Origin of the sequence: Candidatus Nitrosopumilus sp. SW (assembly GCF_006740685.1) — an archaeon.
Taxonomy (GTDB): Archaea; Thermoproteota; Nitrososphaeria; order Nitrososphaerales; family Nitrosopumilaceae; genus Nitrosopumilus.
The window spans coordinates 1,136,861-1,152,265 of sequence record NZ_CP035425.1; the positions used below are offsets into that span (position 1 = coordinate 1,136,861).

Consider the following 15,405-nt stretch of genomic DNA (forward strand, 5'->3'; position numbering starts at 1 on the left):
TGACTCTTAATCAGAGACCATCTCTTGGTCTTTGTGTTTTCTGTACTTTTTGAAGAGAATTGTGGCTGAAACCAGGGTTGCTGCCAGTCCTCCTAAAAGTGGTGGAATCAGAGTAAATGAGCTCACATCAGAAATCATAATGTTGGTAAACTGGTAAATTGTTGGATACAAAGCAACCAGAACGATTATTCTTAGAATGTCGCTGATTTGTCTTGGTACTCCTCCAATCCAATTGCTAAGCAATGTTCCTGCAAATATTGCGCCAAGTCCTGTCCATAATATTGGTAGCACTCCTGCAACAAATTGACCAATGATTACTTGGTTGGTAATCTTTCCAACAAGTCCCGTGTCTGCTTCAATTAGTTGTGAATCAATTGATGCAATTCCAGCTGGAACTGATGAAAGTATCAGCAATACTCCTGCAACCATTGTAAACATTCTGATAAAGCCCATCGGTGTTGGCTTTGACCAACTTGACCAAACTCTATCAATATCAAATGCTCTAATCAAAAATGCACCACCTAAAATGCTAACAAGCACTGCAAAAATTTCTGTAGTTATTCCAAATACAGATGCAATTCCACCAATTAACAATAGTATTCCTGGAACTCCCAAGAAAAATTTAGAATATCTTGAATCATATGCAATCATTTTGAGATATTTTCCAAAGACTGCATAAGAATACTCTACACTTCTACTTACTTTCATTACAACACGTTGAACTGAAACTACTGGTAGAACATTTTGAATAACTGGAATGACACTTTCATCATCTTCACCATCTGAAACAATAACTGCGCCGTTTGCAGAAAATTTTTCTAAAACTTTTCTTGTTTCACTAAGAATTTTTTCATCTGCTTGAACTCCTCTATCTTTGACTCCTGCAACTGTGACTACTTCTACTTGATATCCCTTACTTACCAAATCCTCGTATGTTTTGATTGCAGAAAATATAGAATTAGAGTCTGCATCTTCAGGATCTTCTAGCGCTAGTCTCTGTGCTGCTTCAATACATGCATCTCGTCCAACTACAGGTGTAACTATTCCTGCCTTTTCTCCTACATCATTGTCTCTGTCTACACAAATTACGAGTAATTTGTTGGCAGTAGATGCATTGACATCTTTTTGAATCTTATCTACGCTCTGAGACATTCATTTTGTATCGTAGAATTGCTTTTTAACGATTTCCAACAAATGTGATTATTAAAATTCGGTTTTGAGGCTAGCCAGGTCTAGAGTTATCAGAAATTTTGACTAGTTCTGCTGACTCTGCTTTTAGTGATTCAATTTTCTCCATTACCTCTGAAATCTCATCTTCTGAACTTTCATTTTGTATTAGATTTGCTAAAACTTTGGTCTCTCCAATGTATGAATTGAATTTCTTCATCGCATCCATGTAACTGATGTAGCTGTTTTGCCATTCTTCAGGTGGCTTTGATGTAACAAACTCGCTAATTTGAGATGTTACTTGCGATGATGTGACATCAGCTGCTGCAATGTATTCTTCAGGTGTCATTTCACCATTTACGAGTTTTTGATAATCAATCTCAGTTGATTCTTGCAAAATCTCATGGATGCCTTTTGCACCATCTAGATAGTTTTCATAATCCGTAACAATGAATGTGGTTTCATTTTGTTGGGGTACAGTCCATACAAAAAAACTGGCTCCAGTAATTGCAGCTAAAATGATTATGGTTATTGCAATCCCTTTTTTTGAAGCCATTTTTCTTCTCTATTTCGTGCTAGTTTATAATTGATAATCTTTGAAGAAATTTTCAATTATTAAACAAATGTAAGAAAAATTAGTTTTTGGCAGAATCTTGACCATAATTTTGTAAAAATTACTTGGATTCGTTAAAATTTTTGAATCTGGGCTTTTTTTGAGGCACAAAAAAATTTACCTACATCTAGCCTGTAGTGAAATAATTTTCACAGCCTCTTCCTAAATACCAGCGTGCTTGACAATTTTTAGAATGGTTACAGCATATTGCGTAAAATGCCGCGAAAAAAGGGACATCAAAGATCCCAAAGAAACTAAACTAAAGAATGGACGTCCTGCCGTAAAAGGTACATGTCCTGAATGTGGAACTAATGTTTTCCGTATAGGAAAAATGGACTAATTTAGAAACAATCCACACGACTCTTCTTTTTCAAAACCCATATAGGGTCTAGTCTACACTATTTTTTAGTGACCAAAGCAGAATACGAAAGTCTACTCAAAAGGATACAAGACAAGCTAGGGGATACTGAAAAGGAATCCACTGCTAGATTTGAGCTTCCTGTGGTCGATGTGATGTGGGAAGGCCAGAAGACTTTCTTGCGTAATTTCTCTGAATTTCCAAAGGTACTCAGACGAGACCCTGACAAAGTATTGCAGTACCTCTCAAAGGAGTTTGCAGTTCCTGCTGAAAGAATTGGTGATAAGGCCATGTTTATTGGAAGACGTGATCCTGATGACTTTACCAGACTGTTTCAAATTTATGTTAAAGATTATCTTGAATGCCCTACTTGCAAAAGTCCAGATACAAAAATACTAAAAGAAAACCGTATCTCATTTTTGATTTGTGAAGCATGTGGTGCAAAATCCACTCTAAAAGGTAAATACGCATAATGCCATTTGCAGTAAGACAGACTGATTATCAAAAAAATCCAATGCTAAACATCTGTGATGCAGAACTATTGGGTAAAACAATTGTTGAAGGTGAGCTAAACATGCACATCAGTGAAAGCTATTACGGAGAAAGATTTGTAGACAAAGAAGAAGCTGAAATTCTACTAAAAAATTCTGCAATTATTAACATGGTTGGTGATGAAACTATTTCACTGTCTATTGGATTAGGTGTTGGTTCTGAAAATGGCATCAAAAAAATTTCTGGTGTTCCATTTCTTATTGTTTTTAAAATGTGAATTGTTGTTTGATGGAATTACACAAAACATGTTCATTTCAAAAAAGAAATTCATTTTATCTAGTAGAGGTATTACAAACTAATGACTGACATCCTAAGTAAAAAACTAGAATCAAAACTAGATAAAAAATTAATTTCAAAGGCCAAACGAAAAACTTTGGATGATGGTTTTAAAAAAGGCAAAGTGGTAAACGAAGTTTTAGACAAACCAACTGTAATGACTCTATACAAAATGATTACAGACCATGTCATTGCATATGTCAATGGTGCTGTAAGTGCTGGAAAAGAATCTGTATTGTTTTGGGGAGTCGATGAGAATGATTCTGATGTTGCCTTGAAAATTTATCTTGTAAGTACTTCAAATTTTAAAAAACGAGAACCATACATACTTGGCGACCCTAGGTTCTCAAATCTAAAAAAGGGAACAAAGAATCTTGTCTATCTCTGGGCAAAAAAGGAATACCGCAATCTTACTCAGTGTTTTGAGGCTGGAATTCCTGTACCAAAACCTCTCTATGTAACAAATAATGTGTTGGCAATGGAGTTTGTGGGCGAAAACGGCGCTCCATCAAAACTCCTATTGGATTCACAAGTAGATGAAAACGACTACAAACAAGCAATTCAAATTATTCAAGATATGTATCAAAAAGCAAAATTGGTTCATGGTGATTTTTCAGAGTATAATGTATTCAAGACAGAAAAAGGACTGATAGTTTTTGATTTGGGTTCTGCAGTTGATTTGAGACACCCTAATACTCAAGAATTTCTTAAGAGAGACATTAATAACATTACAAGGTTTTTTAAAAAAAGAGGGGTTTCTGTTGAAGATCCAGATGAACTATTTGAGGATATTGTAAAATGAGTTTTGAAAAATTACTCCGTATACCAAATGACAGAATTGCAGTACTGATTGGTAAATCAGGAAATGTCAAATCTAAAATTGAAACACAATGTCATGTCACTTTGGATATTGATGGGGATACTGGTGAGGTTCTCATAAAATCATCTGGTGATGTTGAAAAGATTCAACCATTCAAAGCAATGGAAATTGTCACCGCAATTGGTAGAGGGTTTTCTCCTGAAAACGCTATGACTTTGTTAAAGGGTGAAAATACATTACACGTTATAGATCTTAGAGAGTTTGCTGGAAAATCTAACGCAAATGTTGAAAGGATAAAAGGGAGAATTATTGGAGAAGGTGGTAGAGCAAGAAGAAATATGGAAAACCTTAGCAGTACTCATATCTCAGTTTATGGAAAAACAGTTTCAATTATTGGCGATGCAAGTAAATTACGATTAGCAGTTGATGCAATATCTTCTATTTCAAGTGGAAGCATGCATGGTGCAGTTTATGATAAACTAGAAGCTGCAAACAGAAAAGAAAAGCAAGAAAAAATGAAATTATGGGAAGATCAAGATGTCTTCTATTAAAGAAAAATTTAATCAAATTTCTCCTAGTGAGTTCTTTTATAGTAATCGTGACTTGGCTGGATTCAGTAATCCTACCCGTTCACTATACACTGCTGTCAGAGAATTTGTTGAAAATGCCCTTGATGCATGTGATCAAAAGGGAATCCTGCCTGATGTACACCTGACAATCAAGGCTGTAGACCCTGATAAACCAGACCCAAAACCATACATTCTGACTGTAAAGGACAATGGACCTGGAGTTGATGCAAAACACATTCCACTTGCATTTGGAACTGTTCTTTATGGTTCCAAATTTGGATTAAAACAAGCAAGAGGAATGTTTGGTCTTGGCGCAACAATGGCAATCCTCTATGGCCAAATTACTACCAACAAACCTGTAATTGTAAAAAGTTCTACTGATGCAAAAATCCAAAATCAATTTGAAATTCTACTTGATATTCAAAAGAACAAACCTGTAATTGTAAAACACACTGAAAAAGAAGTTGCAAAAAAGGGACTGTCAGTTAGTATCTGCTTAGAAGGTGATTACTCTAAAGCAGGAAACAAAATCAGAGATTATGTCTATGAAACATCATTAATCACTCCTTATGCAACAATTACTTTTGATGATCCTAAAGGACAAAAGTTCCATCACCCCCGATTTGTAAAAGATATTCCACCACCTCCAACAATTATCAGACCACATCCACATGGAATTGATGTTGAAAGAATCAGAAGAATGATTGTTGAATCTCAATTTGAAATTCCAACTATTGATGACATAATGATTGAAAAGGTAAGAAAAGATTTGGGATTATCAAAACAAAACCTTAGCTTTACTGCAATTATGGCAAAAGCAAAAAAGAAATGGAAAAATCTCTCTCGTCAAGTGCGCGTAGTGATAGCTTTGTTGTCATTTCTTAAAATGGATTTTGAAAAATTAAGTAAAATTAGAATTGAAGACCTTGATGTTCCAAACAAAAAATTACATTATTGGGACTTTGGAGACTCTCAATCAAAAACAGTTGAAATGGATCCTGAAAGTCCGTATTACAAACAACTAACCAACACTGTTCAAGGTGAACCACTGACAACTTTTCTTACCAAAAGATTTCAGCGAATTGGTCCAACTACTGCAGTAAAATTTGCAGAATTTGCAGGATTCAAGCCTGAAAAACGCATGGGCACTTTTACCAATCAAGAACTGGTAAACTTGAGTGACTCCCTTCAGAAATTCGATGATTTCATGGCTCCTGACTCTAGTTGTTTGGCACCATTAGGTGAAGGCCCATTAGAAAAAGGAATCAAGAAATTTTTCAATCCTGATTTTGTAGCAGTAGTTCAACGTCCTGCATCAGCATATTCGGGATTTCCATTTATCGTTGAGATGGGTATTGCATATGGTGGTGACATCAAGACTGGCGGTCCTCATGTGTACAGATATGCAAATAGAATACCGCTACTTTATGATGAGGGCAGTGATGTGGTTCTCAAGGTTGTAAATGATACTGATTGGGGGCGATACAAAGTAAAAGGCGATCCTCCATTTATCATAGTGTCTCATATTTGCTCAACTAGAATTCCTTACAAGACTGCAGGAAAAGAAAATGTTGCAGACAGACAAGAGATTGAACGTGAACTGCGATTGGGATTGCAATTCTTGTCAAGAAAATTGGCAGCATTCATGTCAAAGAGAGGACAAGCCGAAATGGCAAAGAAACGAGCCAATCTTTATGCAAAGTATATCCCAATGATCGCAGAATTTTGTACTGAACTAGCTGGAAAGAAGAAAGAACCTAATTACAAGAAACTTTTAGACGATTTAGAACCTGTTGACGTTAAAACTGAAATAAATACTGTAGAGGAGGAACAACCAATTGAAAGCAAGTGAGAAAAAAGCAAGAGACATTAGTAAAAAAGCTAAAGAAAAACAAAAGAATATTCTAGAGTCTCTAAAAAGTCATGGTGCAAAAATCTATGAGGACTTAGAAAATGGCCAATTCCCAAAGTTTTCAATTCCAAGTAGATCTGTAAGTAATATCGTTTATGACAAAAAACTGCGACAATATATTTTAGGAAATTCCACTGCCCTAAGAAGTGCAAAGAATTCAGCACAACTACGTTCATTCACACAACTCATGTGGCTTGCATTCTTTGCAAATCGTCTAACTCAAGAGAAAAAATCCTCTACATTAAGAGATGTGTACTATTCATCACAGGCATTTGCCATAGAGTTTGATGACCAGTCTGAATCAGATAATATTATTGTGGATTTAGAGGCCGTAACCTCAAGACCCAGAGAAGATTTCCATATTTTTCCTGAAGAGAGAAGCTCTATCTTTGGTGACTTGAATATTGAATATACAATTCCTGGTTATGAGGGCAAATCAATGAATCTATCCAATCACCCCGATGGTTACTCTATTGGACCTAGCTTGACTACTGCTGAGCTAGTTGATACTAGCGCTGAAATTGTAATTGCAATTGAGAAAGGTGGTCTCTTTACAAGATTTGTTGAAGAGCAAGTTGATAAAAAATTCAAATCCATTATCATTAACACTGGAGGACAAGCCCCACGTTCTACTAGAACTCTACTAAAACGTCTTCATGATGAAATGGGATTACCTGTAATCATTTTGACTGACGGTGATGTGTATGGAGAACATATTGCTATGGTAATCAAATCTGGCTCTGCAAACGCTGCACACCTAAGAGAGTTAACTGTACCTGATGCAAAATGGGTAGGAGTGTGGGCTACTGATATTGAAAAATACAAACTACCTACAATCCCAATGACAGAGTCTGACATTAAGAGATGCTATGATTTGCAAAAAGACCCAAGATATGAATCAGGAATATGGAAAAAAGAACTTGAAGTATTTTTGAGATTAAAGAGAAAGGCAGAACTAGAGGCCTTTGCAAAGTATGGCCTTACTAATATTACTGACAAGTATCTGCCACAAAAGTTAGAACTAGCAAAAAGTCTGTAGTTATTTTATTCTCAGTGTCAATACACCGTTACGATATTTGAAATCAAATATTTGCATTTCATTTGCGCCTTCGATTGGAACTTCTTTTGAAAATCCAGCAGTACCTCTAATGTACAACATCCCATCTACTAGTCTTACTGCTATTTTATCCTCCGGTCCTGGGACTTCGGCAACAAAGACAAATTCTCCTTCACCTTTGATTAAATCATATACCCAATTCTTTTGTTCTTGTTCTCTTGATTGTGTGTATAGTGGTTGTTGATCTTTTGTCATCTTTTTTAAGACTCTGACCCAATAAAACATCGTAAGTGCAGCAGCTCCAATTAAGAAAAAGCTAACAAATCCTGAATCTGCTCTCTGAGTCATTATGTAGATTATCCCTAAAAATAAGATCACAATAATTGGAATTACAAAATTTAATGATTGTTCATTTGAATATGCACCCTTGTAACTTGCCAAACAGTCAAAATTTGGGTTTGCCAAATATAAAGTATCTTTGGTTTTTATTACCATTTTCTAAAATTTGAGCTATTGTCTGATGAAAAAAAATCTCCAAAACTAACAAAGCGAGAAATTATACTTCGAGGAAGTATTATGGCAGTAATTACTACTATTCCGTCACTTGTTGCATTTGTATTGGTTTGGTTTTTCCTCGATGATGTGATAACTGGAGCAATTGCCGGAGCAATAGTTCATTTTGTTGCAATGGGTTTTTCTTTAAAGATATCAAAAAAACTTCTAGTCAAAAAATGACATATAGCATGTTTTGCTGTAAGAAATAGTTGAAAATTAATGGACTCTAAAATTGAAAGTGATCTAATATCTGAGATTCACCTAAATCCTATTCAAGCCCGAGTATACTTGCTTGTTACTTGTTATGGAAAAATGACGCCTCAAATAATCTCAGAAAAATTAAAGATCTCTTTTGATGATGCACAAACTGCTGCAAAAGATCTAATGAATTTGGGTGCCTTCATAGATATCTCTGAAACTGAATTTGAGGCAATGCATCCTAGATTTACTGTAGTTAACATGTATAGACGAATGTGCCAGCGAGAAAATATTGAATTTAAACGAAATAAAATTGTTGATAGCATAGGTGTAGTTTTAGAAAAACCCTATGATGATGCAAGAACTAAATAACACTTTGATTTTTGAACAGCATTGACTATTGATACTGAAACTTGCAAACATCAGCCAGTTTACTTTGGTGTAGTTAACATCAATATTGATGAGAGGACAATTGGCTCAGTTGACGTATGGCGATGTGGTGTTTGCAAGAAACGGTTCTGTGAAGAAAAACAACTTGGAATTGAAGAATTGGCTGATCTTGTTGGAATGCCAAAAATTGACCCTGATGCAAAATGGGGAGTTACAGTTTGTAAATTACAGCAAGGAAAATACAAGTGGAAATTGGTAAAATTAAAAGAAAATGGAGAAATCAAGCACGAATGCCTTGATGAGAAGATAATTCCTTTAGCAGTAAAAGATTACAAAGTTGAAGATGACAAACACTGGAGCTTTTTGATTGATGACAATATCAACAAAGCAGTGGAAATTTAATTTTTAAAATGGAACTCAAAGTTCACATAAATGACATTCATGGCAGTCAGATGGCTGCAAAGATTAACGGCAAATTTACCCTCGACAACAATGACTTTCGTTTTACTGCAATAGCATTTGGAAGAATTGGTGGACAAAATGTTGGGGCAAAAATTTCTAAGGATACTGAAAGAGAATTAAAAAAACTAGGCTATGATGTTGATGAAGTAATAATGTCTCTTCAAAGAAATCTACTCCAAGGTGACATGTCATTGCCAGAAGGACTCAAAAAAGAGTCATTTGTTGATGACTAGAACTCTGCTTCTTCTAATGCTTTAGCACAAGTACAACTTCTAGTTTTAGGAATTTTTTCAATTAATTCTGTTAGTATTTTCTTTGTACCTTCAACATTTTTTGAAAGTGTTTCTAAAACTTCTTTTGCAGTAACTGGTTTTTCTGCCCAAACATCATAATCAGTTACAGTTGAGATTGATGCATAACAAATTTGTGCCTCTCTTGCTAGTTGACATTCAGGAACTAGTGTCATGCCAATGATATCTGCACCCGTTGTTCTGTAGAATTTTGATTCTGCTTTTGTAGAGAATCTTGGACCTTCAATGCAGACATAAGTACAATCTTTGTGTATGTGCATATTTTGATTGTCTGTGACTTCAACAATTGATGATTGTAATTCTGGACAGAATGGGTCTGCTACTGAAATGTGAATTACTTTGCCGTCTTCAGAAAATGAACCGTCTCTTGATTTTGTAAAGTCTAGAAACTGTGAAGGCAATACAAAATGTCCTGGCTCTAATGCTTCTTTTAGGCTGCCTACTGCTGATGGTGCAATAATTCTTGTAACTCCAAGTTCCTTGAATGCCCAAATGTTTGCTTTAAAATTAATCATGTGTGGGGGAATGGTGTGTTTTTTCCCATGTCTGGGGAGAAAAGCAATTTTTCTTCCTTTGAATGTTCCAACTGTGATCGTATCTGATGGTTTTCCATATGGCGTATCGATATCTACTTCTTTTGCATCTTCAAGTAATCCTGAATCATAAATTCCAGTACCGCCAAAAATTCCAATCTCTACGTCTTTTTCCATTAGTATTTCACCAGTGATTTACAATCATAATTGCTAATTCCTTTCATTCCGTTAAGGTCTGTTAGTTCTATGATAAATGCAAAACCAACAATTTTTCCTCCTACTTTTTCAATTAGTTTTGCAGATGCTTTGGCAGTTCCTCCTGTAGCTAACAAGTCATCACAAATGAGCACTCTTTGTCCTTCCTCAAGGATGTCCTTTTGAATCTCTATGGTGTCTTTACCATATTCTATTGTGTATGAGATTTTTGTGGTCTTTCCAGGTAATTTTCCTGCCTTTCTAATCATCATCATGCCTTTGTTATATCTTGTTGCAAGTATACATGCTAGAATGAATCCTCTAGATTCTATTCCTGCAAAAATGTCGATATTTTTTGGATGAAAATACTTTGAGAATTCATCTGCAATTGATTCCATTGCTGATGGATCTTTTAAAATTGGGCTAAAGTCTCTAAATAAAATCCCTTTTTTAGGAAAATTTGGATATTCTGCTATTTTGTCTCTTAGGTTCATGCTTGTTGCTAAATTTAGGTGAAATAAAATTGTTTGAGATTAATTTATCTCAAAAGTGGTTTCACCTGATGTAAATGCATCAGATACTTTGATTGTATATGTTCCAGGTTCTGTATCTTTAGGAATTATCCATGGTTGGTTTATTTCCCCTTGAGATGATGCTTGGAATGATAATGACTCTATGACTTGACCATCTTCTGTCACAATATCAAGTGTAACCGTTTGACTAACTCCTACTACTTTGATTTGAAGTGTTTTTCCGTATCCTGGAATTTCTGCTCCTTCTTCAACAGTTATTTGAATTCCTTCTGTTACTGTGGCTATTACTTCTATTTCTATTATGTCAAAGTTTGCTCCACTCTTTGCACTAATTGTCCACATTCCACCTTTTCCATCTGATGGAATTCTAAATGAACTCTCGGAAACTTTTCCATTTTTGTCTGAAAATGTCTCTCTTTCTTTTATTATGTTTCCATCAGGGTCTGTCAAAGTTATGGTTAGTAAGACATTCTTTGCAGTGTCTCCTAAAATAAGAATAGAATCACCTGGTCTGTAATCTAATTTTGTAGTGTTAATTTGAATTTCTCCTGAACCTGTTTGTAATCCTACGGTGAAAACTTCTGAATTTTGTGCACTTCCTTTACTAACTACTGCTGAATACACACCTGATGCATATCCTGACAAATCAAGTTGATATTCTGCGGTTCCATCTCCTCCTAAAGTAATTGAAATGGATTCACCTTTTGGTTTATCTGATGGATCTATGATTAACAAACTAACAATCTCAGAAGGTTTTCCTGTAAACGAAATTATTGCAGTATCTCCAGCACTGTAATTAAGTTCATCAAATTCTAAGTTGACTGGAATTGTAGGCAGTTGGCCTAATCCCGCAAATATGAACTCTGTATCTTTTTCTTGCGTTGCAATTAATGTGTAAGTTCCTTTAGGTGATGATTGTTCGGTGGTATATTCAAATTTTACAAATCCTGATTCATCTAACTGCATGATATCTGAAAATAGTTCTTTTCCTAAAGGATCTTCTAAAATAAGTTCGATTGATTTGTTAGGTAAAGCAGTTCCATTGAATTTCATTACTTCTCCTGGTTCAAATTTTAATTTTGATGGTGTGATGATTATTTTCTTATCTGATTCCACAGTCCATGATTTTAGGATATTTTCTCGTCCATCTGTAATTGTTGCACTATATTTTCCAAATGGTGTGTCTAATGGAATGATTATTGGCTCTGCTAATCTCCAGTTTCCTTTGGCATCAACTTCAGCTGTTCTTGAATTAATTATATCTCCATCTGGATTTTTTATTTCTGCAGTAACTGCGCTGTTAGGTTTTCCGGTACCTGAAATCTCCAAAAAGTCTCCTCTATAAATCACATTTGATATTCCTTTGATTGTGAGTTTGATGTTATCTGTTTCTGGAATTCTATTGTCCACTTCTCCAATTCTTAGACTGATCTTTTTTTCTTCTCCTTCACTATCTTTGACTTTAAAATCTACTCTATCTGCATTTTGGTTTTGAGGAATTTTCATTGTTGTCATGAAATGACCGTTCTCATCTGTTACAAAACTACCAATTTTTGAATTATCTATGTAAAAGTCAAATTCATGTGATGCACCAAAATTATCTCCTGTTACTCTAATCGATGAACCTGCATTGGGTTTTTCTGGAATAATTCTAAAGACTGATTCAGAAAGAATTCCTGCCCCTTCAGGTTTCTTTGTTGGTGTGATTTCTGTATTTTCTACTACTTTGGGTAATTCTTTTGGTAGTACTTTACCCATACCTTGTTGCTCACTTCTTGTATCTATCGCTTTCCAGTTTATTCCTGGATTCTTGTTATCTGTTTTAACACCAAATTTTACCGATTCACCTTTTTTGATTGGTTCTGAAGTTGTAAAAATAATGACTCCTTGTGGGGTTTTTTCACCTACCCACCCTTTTTCAGTTTTAAAAGATTTGAAATTAAAGTCTGCACCAAGCCAAATTCTAAAAGTATTGATTTCTTTATCTAGTTCATTTGTAAATTCTATGATTGTTGTTTCTTCCAGACCTATACTGTTGGCACTAATTTCTTCACCGTATACATTATTTGGAATTGCAATTAATGTAATTGAAAATAGTAATGCAATTGAAAGGAAAATTCCTCTCATAGAGGATTTATTCATTATATTCAAACTAGTCATCTCTCACTTAAACCTTAAAGTTTTTTTCCTCTTTTTCTATTTTTAAATTCAGGCTTTTTCATGAGCAAACTTCTTAAGCTTTGGCCTTTTGAAATTTGTCTAAATCTGATTTTGTATTGACATTTTGATATTGTCTGATTCGTTCTGCAATTAACCTGTATAATGATCTGAATTGGTCTTTTGTTTTATCTGATAGAAAACTAGTCTCCTCTAATGCAATTTTTTCACAAATGTATCTGGTAATATCCTCGTTGTTGAATTTACCCCAATCATCATCACTATGTTCTTGCCATATTTTTCTTAATTTTTCTAAATTACCTTTACCTTCTTTTGCTAGTACATCTTCAGGCGTAAGATTTGAGAATCCCTCTTGTCTCAATTTGATTTCATAAGTTTGATTTACCGGATGTAGGTAATCTTCAAGAACAATATAATCTTCAATTGATTCTAGTTTTTTACCTTCTAATTCAAAGAAAATTGTTTGAACTGGTGAAAATTCATTTGAAACTAGTTGTGCAGAAATTTGTTTGGATTCTTCAGTGTTATCTAATAGAATAAAAGTCCTGTATCCATGATTTCTGTAAAAAATTGCTAAAGGCAAAACTGAATTTTTGTTATATGCTGCAATGACATTAAGTGGATTCATTGAGATATTTGGATCTTGTAAGAATTTGTCAAATGCATTTAGATACATTGAATCAGACATTGTTTCTACGATGATTACTGGTCTAGAGTTTGTTCCTATCTCTCTATCTACAATGGATTCTACTTGACCTCTTGATAATCCATACAAAATTGGCGTTAGTGTTTTATCATCTGCATTCCAATAATCATAAAATATTCTACTAAGATGCTTTCGTTTATCCAATTCCACAACAAGCAAATTGCCTGGAGTGTAATCAAAGATCATAAAAGGCGAATGTGTTGCATACAAAACTTGGTTTGAGCCTGCCAAGTTTTTTAACAAATCTGAAATTCCCATCTGTTGAGTTGGATGAAGATTTCTTGCTGGCTCATCTAAAAGTAAAATTGCTTCTTTTAATTCAGCTCTTTGTGTTTCTGCTGCAAAGTTTACAATAAAAGAAAATGTCCATTTGAAACCCTCTGCTCTTCTATTTAACAATCCTGTATTAGTTACTGTTCCATCTTTGTGCACATCTGAAATTACAACACTCATAATGTTTCCTGGATTGTATCTCAAGTCTACATGAATTGGATCCCCTTTCCATGCTGGATTTAATTTTCTAGTTAATCGATTACTTGCTGCATTTAGTAGTTTGATACATTTTGATGGGCTTTCTTTAACTTCTTCTAATTCATTCATGTCAAGTTCTGCTAGGTAGAAGAGATTCCTAACTGTCTCAGCCTTGTCAAATTCTTCTACATATTCAATAGAATCTGCTCTTTCTCCTTTCTCCTCTCTGAGATATTCGTTGAGATTTATGTTCCCATAGATTTTTTTATAATCTGAAAAATAAACAAATCTTGGATGAAGTTCTGATTCTATGAAATTTTGTAGGGCTGTTTTTTCGCTTTTCCCACTAAGTAAATTTGAAAATTGATTTTCTGGGCTCTCGTAGATTTTTTCCCACTCTTCAATTACTTTGGGCTCTTGAATTGCAATGACGTGAAATTGGTTACTAAACTCTGCCATTCCTCTATCAAATGATTCTTGATTATTTGGAACCTCTCCTTCAAAGAATGATGTGTCAATTTGAATTCTTAGATGATTTGGAATTGTATCTAAAAACTCGATAATCTGCTTTGAGAAGTTTTCCCATGAATTCAGTCCTTTATTTTCTTCCTCTCCAAGCTCAATATCGTCAAACTCATACTGGACTTTGGGATTTCTGTTTGATCTAAATAATCTGATTTTTTTCATTTCTGGAAGACTGGGGAATTTTTCTTTTAACATTTTAATCTCATGCTGATTTAATTCAAATTCTCCTTCTGCCAATCTAATTTCATCTTTGAGCTCTTCACTCATTTCATCACAAAGATCTAATTCTGAAACCTCTTCGTCCCTATTCAAAAGAGTTAGTGCTTGAAGAATGGTTGTTTTACCGCTTTCATTTCTTCCAACAAATGCTGCTAAATCCCCTACTGTAATCTCTCCAGAATCATGAATGCAACGATATGCTCTAACTCTGAATTTTCTAAGTCGCATCTAGCGATATTTAGTCGGCTACGATTTAACTCATTCGTCAAATTGATCTGAAGTCAATAGTTTTGCTAAATAGATATAGGGGAAACCATGATTTTAAACCAAATGGCATCAAAGAGAATTTTTGTCGTATTTATCTTACCAGTAATTTTCTCAATTGCTTTTGGTTCTGCCGTTATGGGTGATATTCTTCAAGAACCTGACCGCAAACTCAACATGATCCCTTCAATGTCTTTTTCAGGAAATTCACATAGCCCTGAGATTGAGATAATTGGACTCTCAAAATCATATTCTATTTCTGAACCTGTAGAGATATCTGTCAAAGTCTCTGATTCACATTTTGATTGTGGAGACTTGTATGTGACAATTTATTCTGGAAAAGATGTAATAACCCAAGGTGGATTTTTTGAGCAGTGCTTTGGTGAACGAAACGAACTAATTCCAATAGGAGAAAAATTCTCTAAACTAGTTGATATCCCTGGTTCATATGAAATTGTAGCAGAAATGGTTTCCAAAGATCTAACAAATATCTCAATTAGTGAAGAATTTACTGTTAAATAGGAATGGCTTTATGAAAAAT

Annotated in this window: 19 protein-coding genes; 12 read left to right on the forward strand and 7 right to left on the reverse strand. The window is 34.6% G+C overall.

Annotation, left to right across the window (positions count from 1 at the left end; translation table 11 throughout):
- Positions 1 to 6: 6 nt before the first annotated feature.
- Both Nisw_RS06895 and Nisw_RS06900 read right to left on the reverse strand, forming a co-directional pair.
- On the reverse strand, positions 7 to 1,152 hold the full coding sequence (locus Nisw_RS06895; protein ID WP_141977673.1) for a DUF373 family protein: 1,146 nt from the start codon (positions 1,150 to 1,152) through the stop codon (positions 7 to 9).
- Between the two features lie 70 nt (positions 1,153 to 1,222).
- On the reverse strand, positions 1,223 to 1,723 hold the full coding sequence (locus Nisw_RS06900; protein ID WP_141977675.1) for a hypothetical protein: 501 nt from the start codon (positions 1,721 to 1,723) through the stop codon (positions 1,223 to 1,225).
- Between the two features lie 250 nt (positions 1,724 to 1,973).
- Between Nisw_RS06900 and Nisw_RS09320 the strand changes: the two genes are divergently transcribed.
- The 7 genes from Nisw_RS09320 (at position 1,974) to Nisw_RS06930 (ending at position 7,306) form a co-directional block, all read left to right on the forward strand.
- Positions 1,974 to 2,120 carry a DUF5679 domain-containing protein gene (locus tag Nisw_RS09320; RefSeq protein ID WP_048071112.1) on the forward strand — a complete coding sequence of 49 codons (147 nt, stop codon included), beginning with the start codon at positions 1,974 to 1,976 and terminating at the stop codon, positions 2,118 to 2,120.
- Between the two features lie 68 nt (positions 2,121 to 2,188).
- The gene (locus tag Nisw_RS06905; RefSeq protein ID WP_141977677.1) at positions 2,189 to 2,611 is read left to right on the forward strand and encodes a translation initiation factor IF-2; all 423 of its coding nucleotides are present in this window, start codon (positions 2,189 to 2,191) and stop codon (positions 2,609 to 2,611) included.
- Positions 2,611 to 2,907 carry a DUF424 domain-containing protein gene (locus Nisw_RS06910; protein ID WP_141977679.1) on the forward strand — a complete coding sequence of 99 codons (297 nt, stop codon included), beginning with the start codon at positions 2,611 to 2,613 and terminating at the stop codon, positions 2,905 to 2,907. The genes Nisw_RS06905 and Nisw_RS06910 overlap by 1 nt, the downstream gene beginning before the upstream one ends.
- An 81-nt stretch (positions 2,908 to 2,988) precedes the next feature.
- The gene (locus tag Nisw_RS06915) at positions 2,989 to 3,768 is read left to right on the forward strand and encodes a serine protein kinase RIO (RefSeq protein WP_141977680.1); all 780 of its coding nucleotides are present in this window, start codon (positions 2,989 to 2,991) and stop codon (positions 3,766 to 3,768) included.
- Positions 3,765 to 4,337, forward strand: coding sequence for a pre-rRNA-processing protein PNO1 (locus tag Nisw_RS06920; RefSeq protein WP_141977682.1), 573 nt, complete (start codon positions 3,765 to 3,767; stop codon positions 4,335 to 4,337). Before Nisw_RS06915 ends, Nisw_RS06920 begins: the two co-directional genes overlap by 4 nt.
- Positions 4,324 to 6,207, forward strand: coding sequence for a DNA topoisomerase VI subunit B (locus Nisw_RS06925; RefSeq protein ID WP_141977683.1), 1,884 nt, complete (start codon positions 4,324 to 4,326; stop codon positions 6,205 to 6,207). The genes Nisw_RS06920 and Nisw_RS06925 overlap by 14 nt, the downstream gene beginning before the upstream one ends.
- On the forward strand, positions 6,194 to 7,306 hold the full coding sequence (locus Nisw_RS06930) for a DNA topoisomerase IV subunit A (protein WP_141977685.1): 1,113 nt from the start codon (positions 6,194 to 6,196) through the stop codon (positions 7,304 to 7,306). The genes Nisw_RS06925 and Nisw_RS06930 overlap by 14 nt, the downstream gene beginning before the upstream one ends.
- Here Nisw_RS06930 and Nisw_RS06935 read toward each other — a convergent pair whose 3' ends face one another.
- Positions 7,307 to 7,819, reverse strand: coding sequence for an Hsp20/alpha crystallin family protein (locus tag Nisw_RS06935; RefSeq protein ID WP_141977687.1), 513 nt, complete (start codon positions 7,817 to 7,819; stop codon positions 7,307 to 7,309).
- A gap of 18 nt (positions 7,820 to 7,837) precedes the next feature.
- On the opposite strand from Nisw_RS06935, the gene Nisw_RS06940 reads away from it, so the two are divergent.
- From Nisw_RS06940 to Nisw_RS06955, 4 genes are read left to right on the forward strand one after another with little or no spacing between them, the layout of a single operon-like run.
- The gene (locus Nisw_RS06940) at positions 7,838 to 8,059 is read left to right on the forward strand and encodes a hypothetical protein (RefSeq protein WP_141977689.1); all 222 of its coding nucleotides are present in this window, start codon (positions 7,838 to 7,840) and stop codon (positions 8,057 to 8,059) included.
- 39 nt (positions 8,060 to 8,098) lie between these two features.
- Positions 8,099 to 8,449: a TrmB family transcriptional regulator gene (locus tag Nisw_RS06945; protein WP_141977691.1), complete on the forward strand. Its 351-nt coding sequence runs from the start codon at positions 8,099 to 8,101 to the stop codon at positions 8,447 to 8,449.
- 21 nt (positions 8,450 to 8,470) lie between these two features.
- Positions 8,471 to 8,869: a hypothetical protein gene (locus Nisw_RS06950; RefSeq protein WP_141977693.1), complete on the forward strand. Its 399-nt coding sequence runs from the start codon at positions 8,471 to 8,473 to the stop codon at positions 8,867 to 8,869.
- An 8-nt stretch (positions 8,870 to 8,877) separates the two neighbouring features.
- Positions 8,878 to 9,162, forward strand: a complete 285-nt coding sequence (locus tag Nisw_RS06955; RefSeq protein ID WP_141977694.1) for a hypothetical protein — start codon at positions 8,878 to 8,880, stop codon at positions 9,160 to 9,162.
- Here Nisw_RS06955 and Nisw_RS06960 read toward each other — a convergent pair.
- The 4 genes from Nisw_RS06960 to Nisw_RS06975 all read right to left on the reverse strand — a co-directional run bounded on the left by Nisw_RS06960 (position 9,159) and on the right by Nisw_RS06975 (position 14,828).
- On the reverse strand, positions 9,159 to 9,950 hold the full coding sequence (locus tag Nisw_RS06960; protein WP_141977696.1) for an S-methyl-5'-thioadenosine phosphorylase: 792 nt from the start codon (positions 9,948 to 9,950) through the stop codon (positions 9,159 to 9,161). The genes Nisw_RS06955 and Nisw_RS06960 overlap by 4 nt on opposite strands.
- The gene (locus Nisw_RS06965; protein WP_141977698.1) at positions 9,950 to 10,462 is read right to left on the reverse strand and encodes an adenine phosphoribosyltransferase; all 513 of its coding nucleotides are present in this window, start codon (positions 10,460 to 10,462) and stop codon (positions 9,950 to 9,952) included. The genes Nisw_RS06960 and Nisw_RS06965 overlap by 1 nt, the downstream gene beginning before the upstream one ends.
- 39 nt (positions 10,463 to 10,501) lie before the next feature.
- The gene (locus Nisw_RS06970) at positions 10,502 to 12,643 is read right to left on the reverse strand and encodes a biofilm-associated protein (RefSeq protein WP_255430744.1); all 2,142 of its coding nucleotides are present in this window, start codon (positions 12,641 to 12,643) and stop codon (positions 10,502 to 10,504) included.
- Between the two features lie 91 nt (positions 12,644 to 12,734).
- Positions 12,735 to 14,828, reverse strand: a complete 2,094-nt coding sequence (locus Nisw_RS06975) for an AAA family ATPase (protein ID WP_141977700.1) — start codon at positions 14,826 to 14,828, stop codon at positions 12,735 to 12,737.
- A gap of 102 nt (positions 14,829 to 14,930) precedes the next feature.
- On the opposite strand from Nisw_RS06975, the gene Nisw_RS06980 reads away from it, so the two are divergent.
- A complete protein-coding gene (locus Nisw_RS06980) occupies positions 14,931 to 15,386 on the forward strand; it encodes a hypothetical protein (RefSeq protein WP_141977702.1) in 456 nt (151 codons plus the stop codon).
- The last annotated feature ends 19 nt before the right edge of the window (positions 15,387 to 15,405 follow it).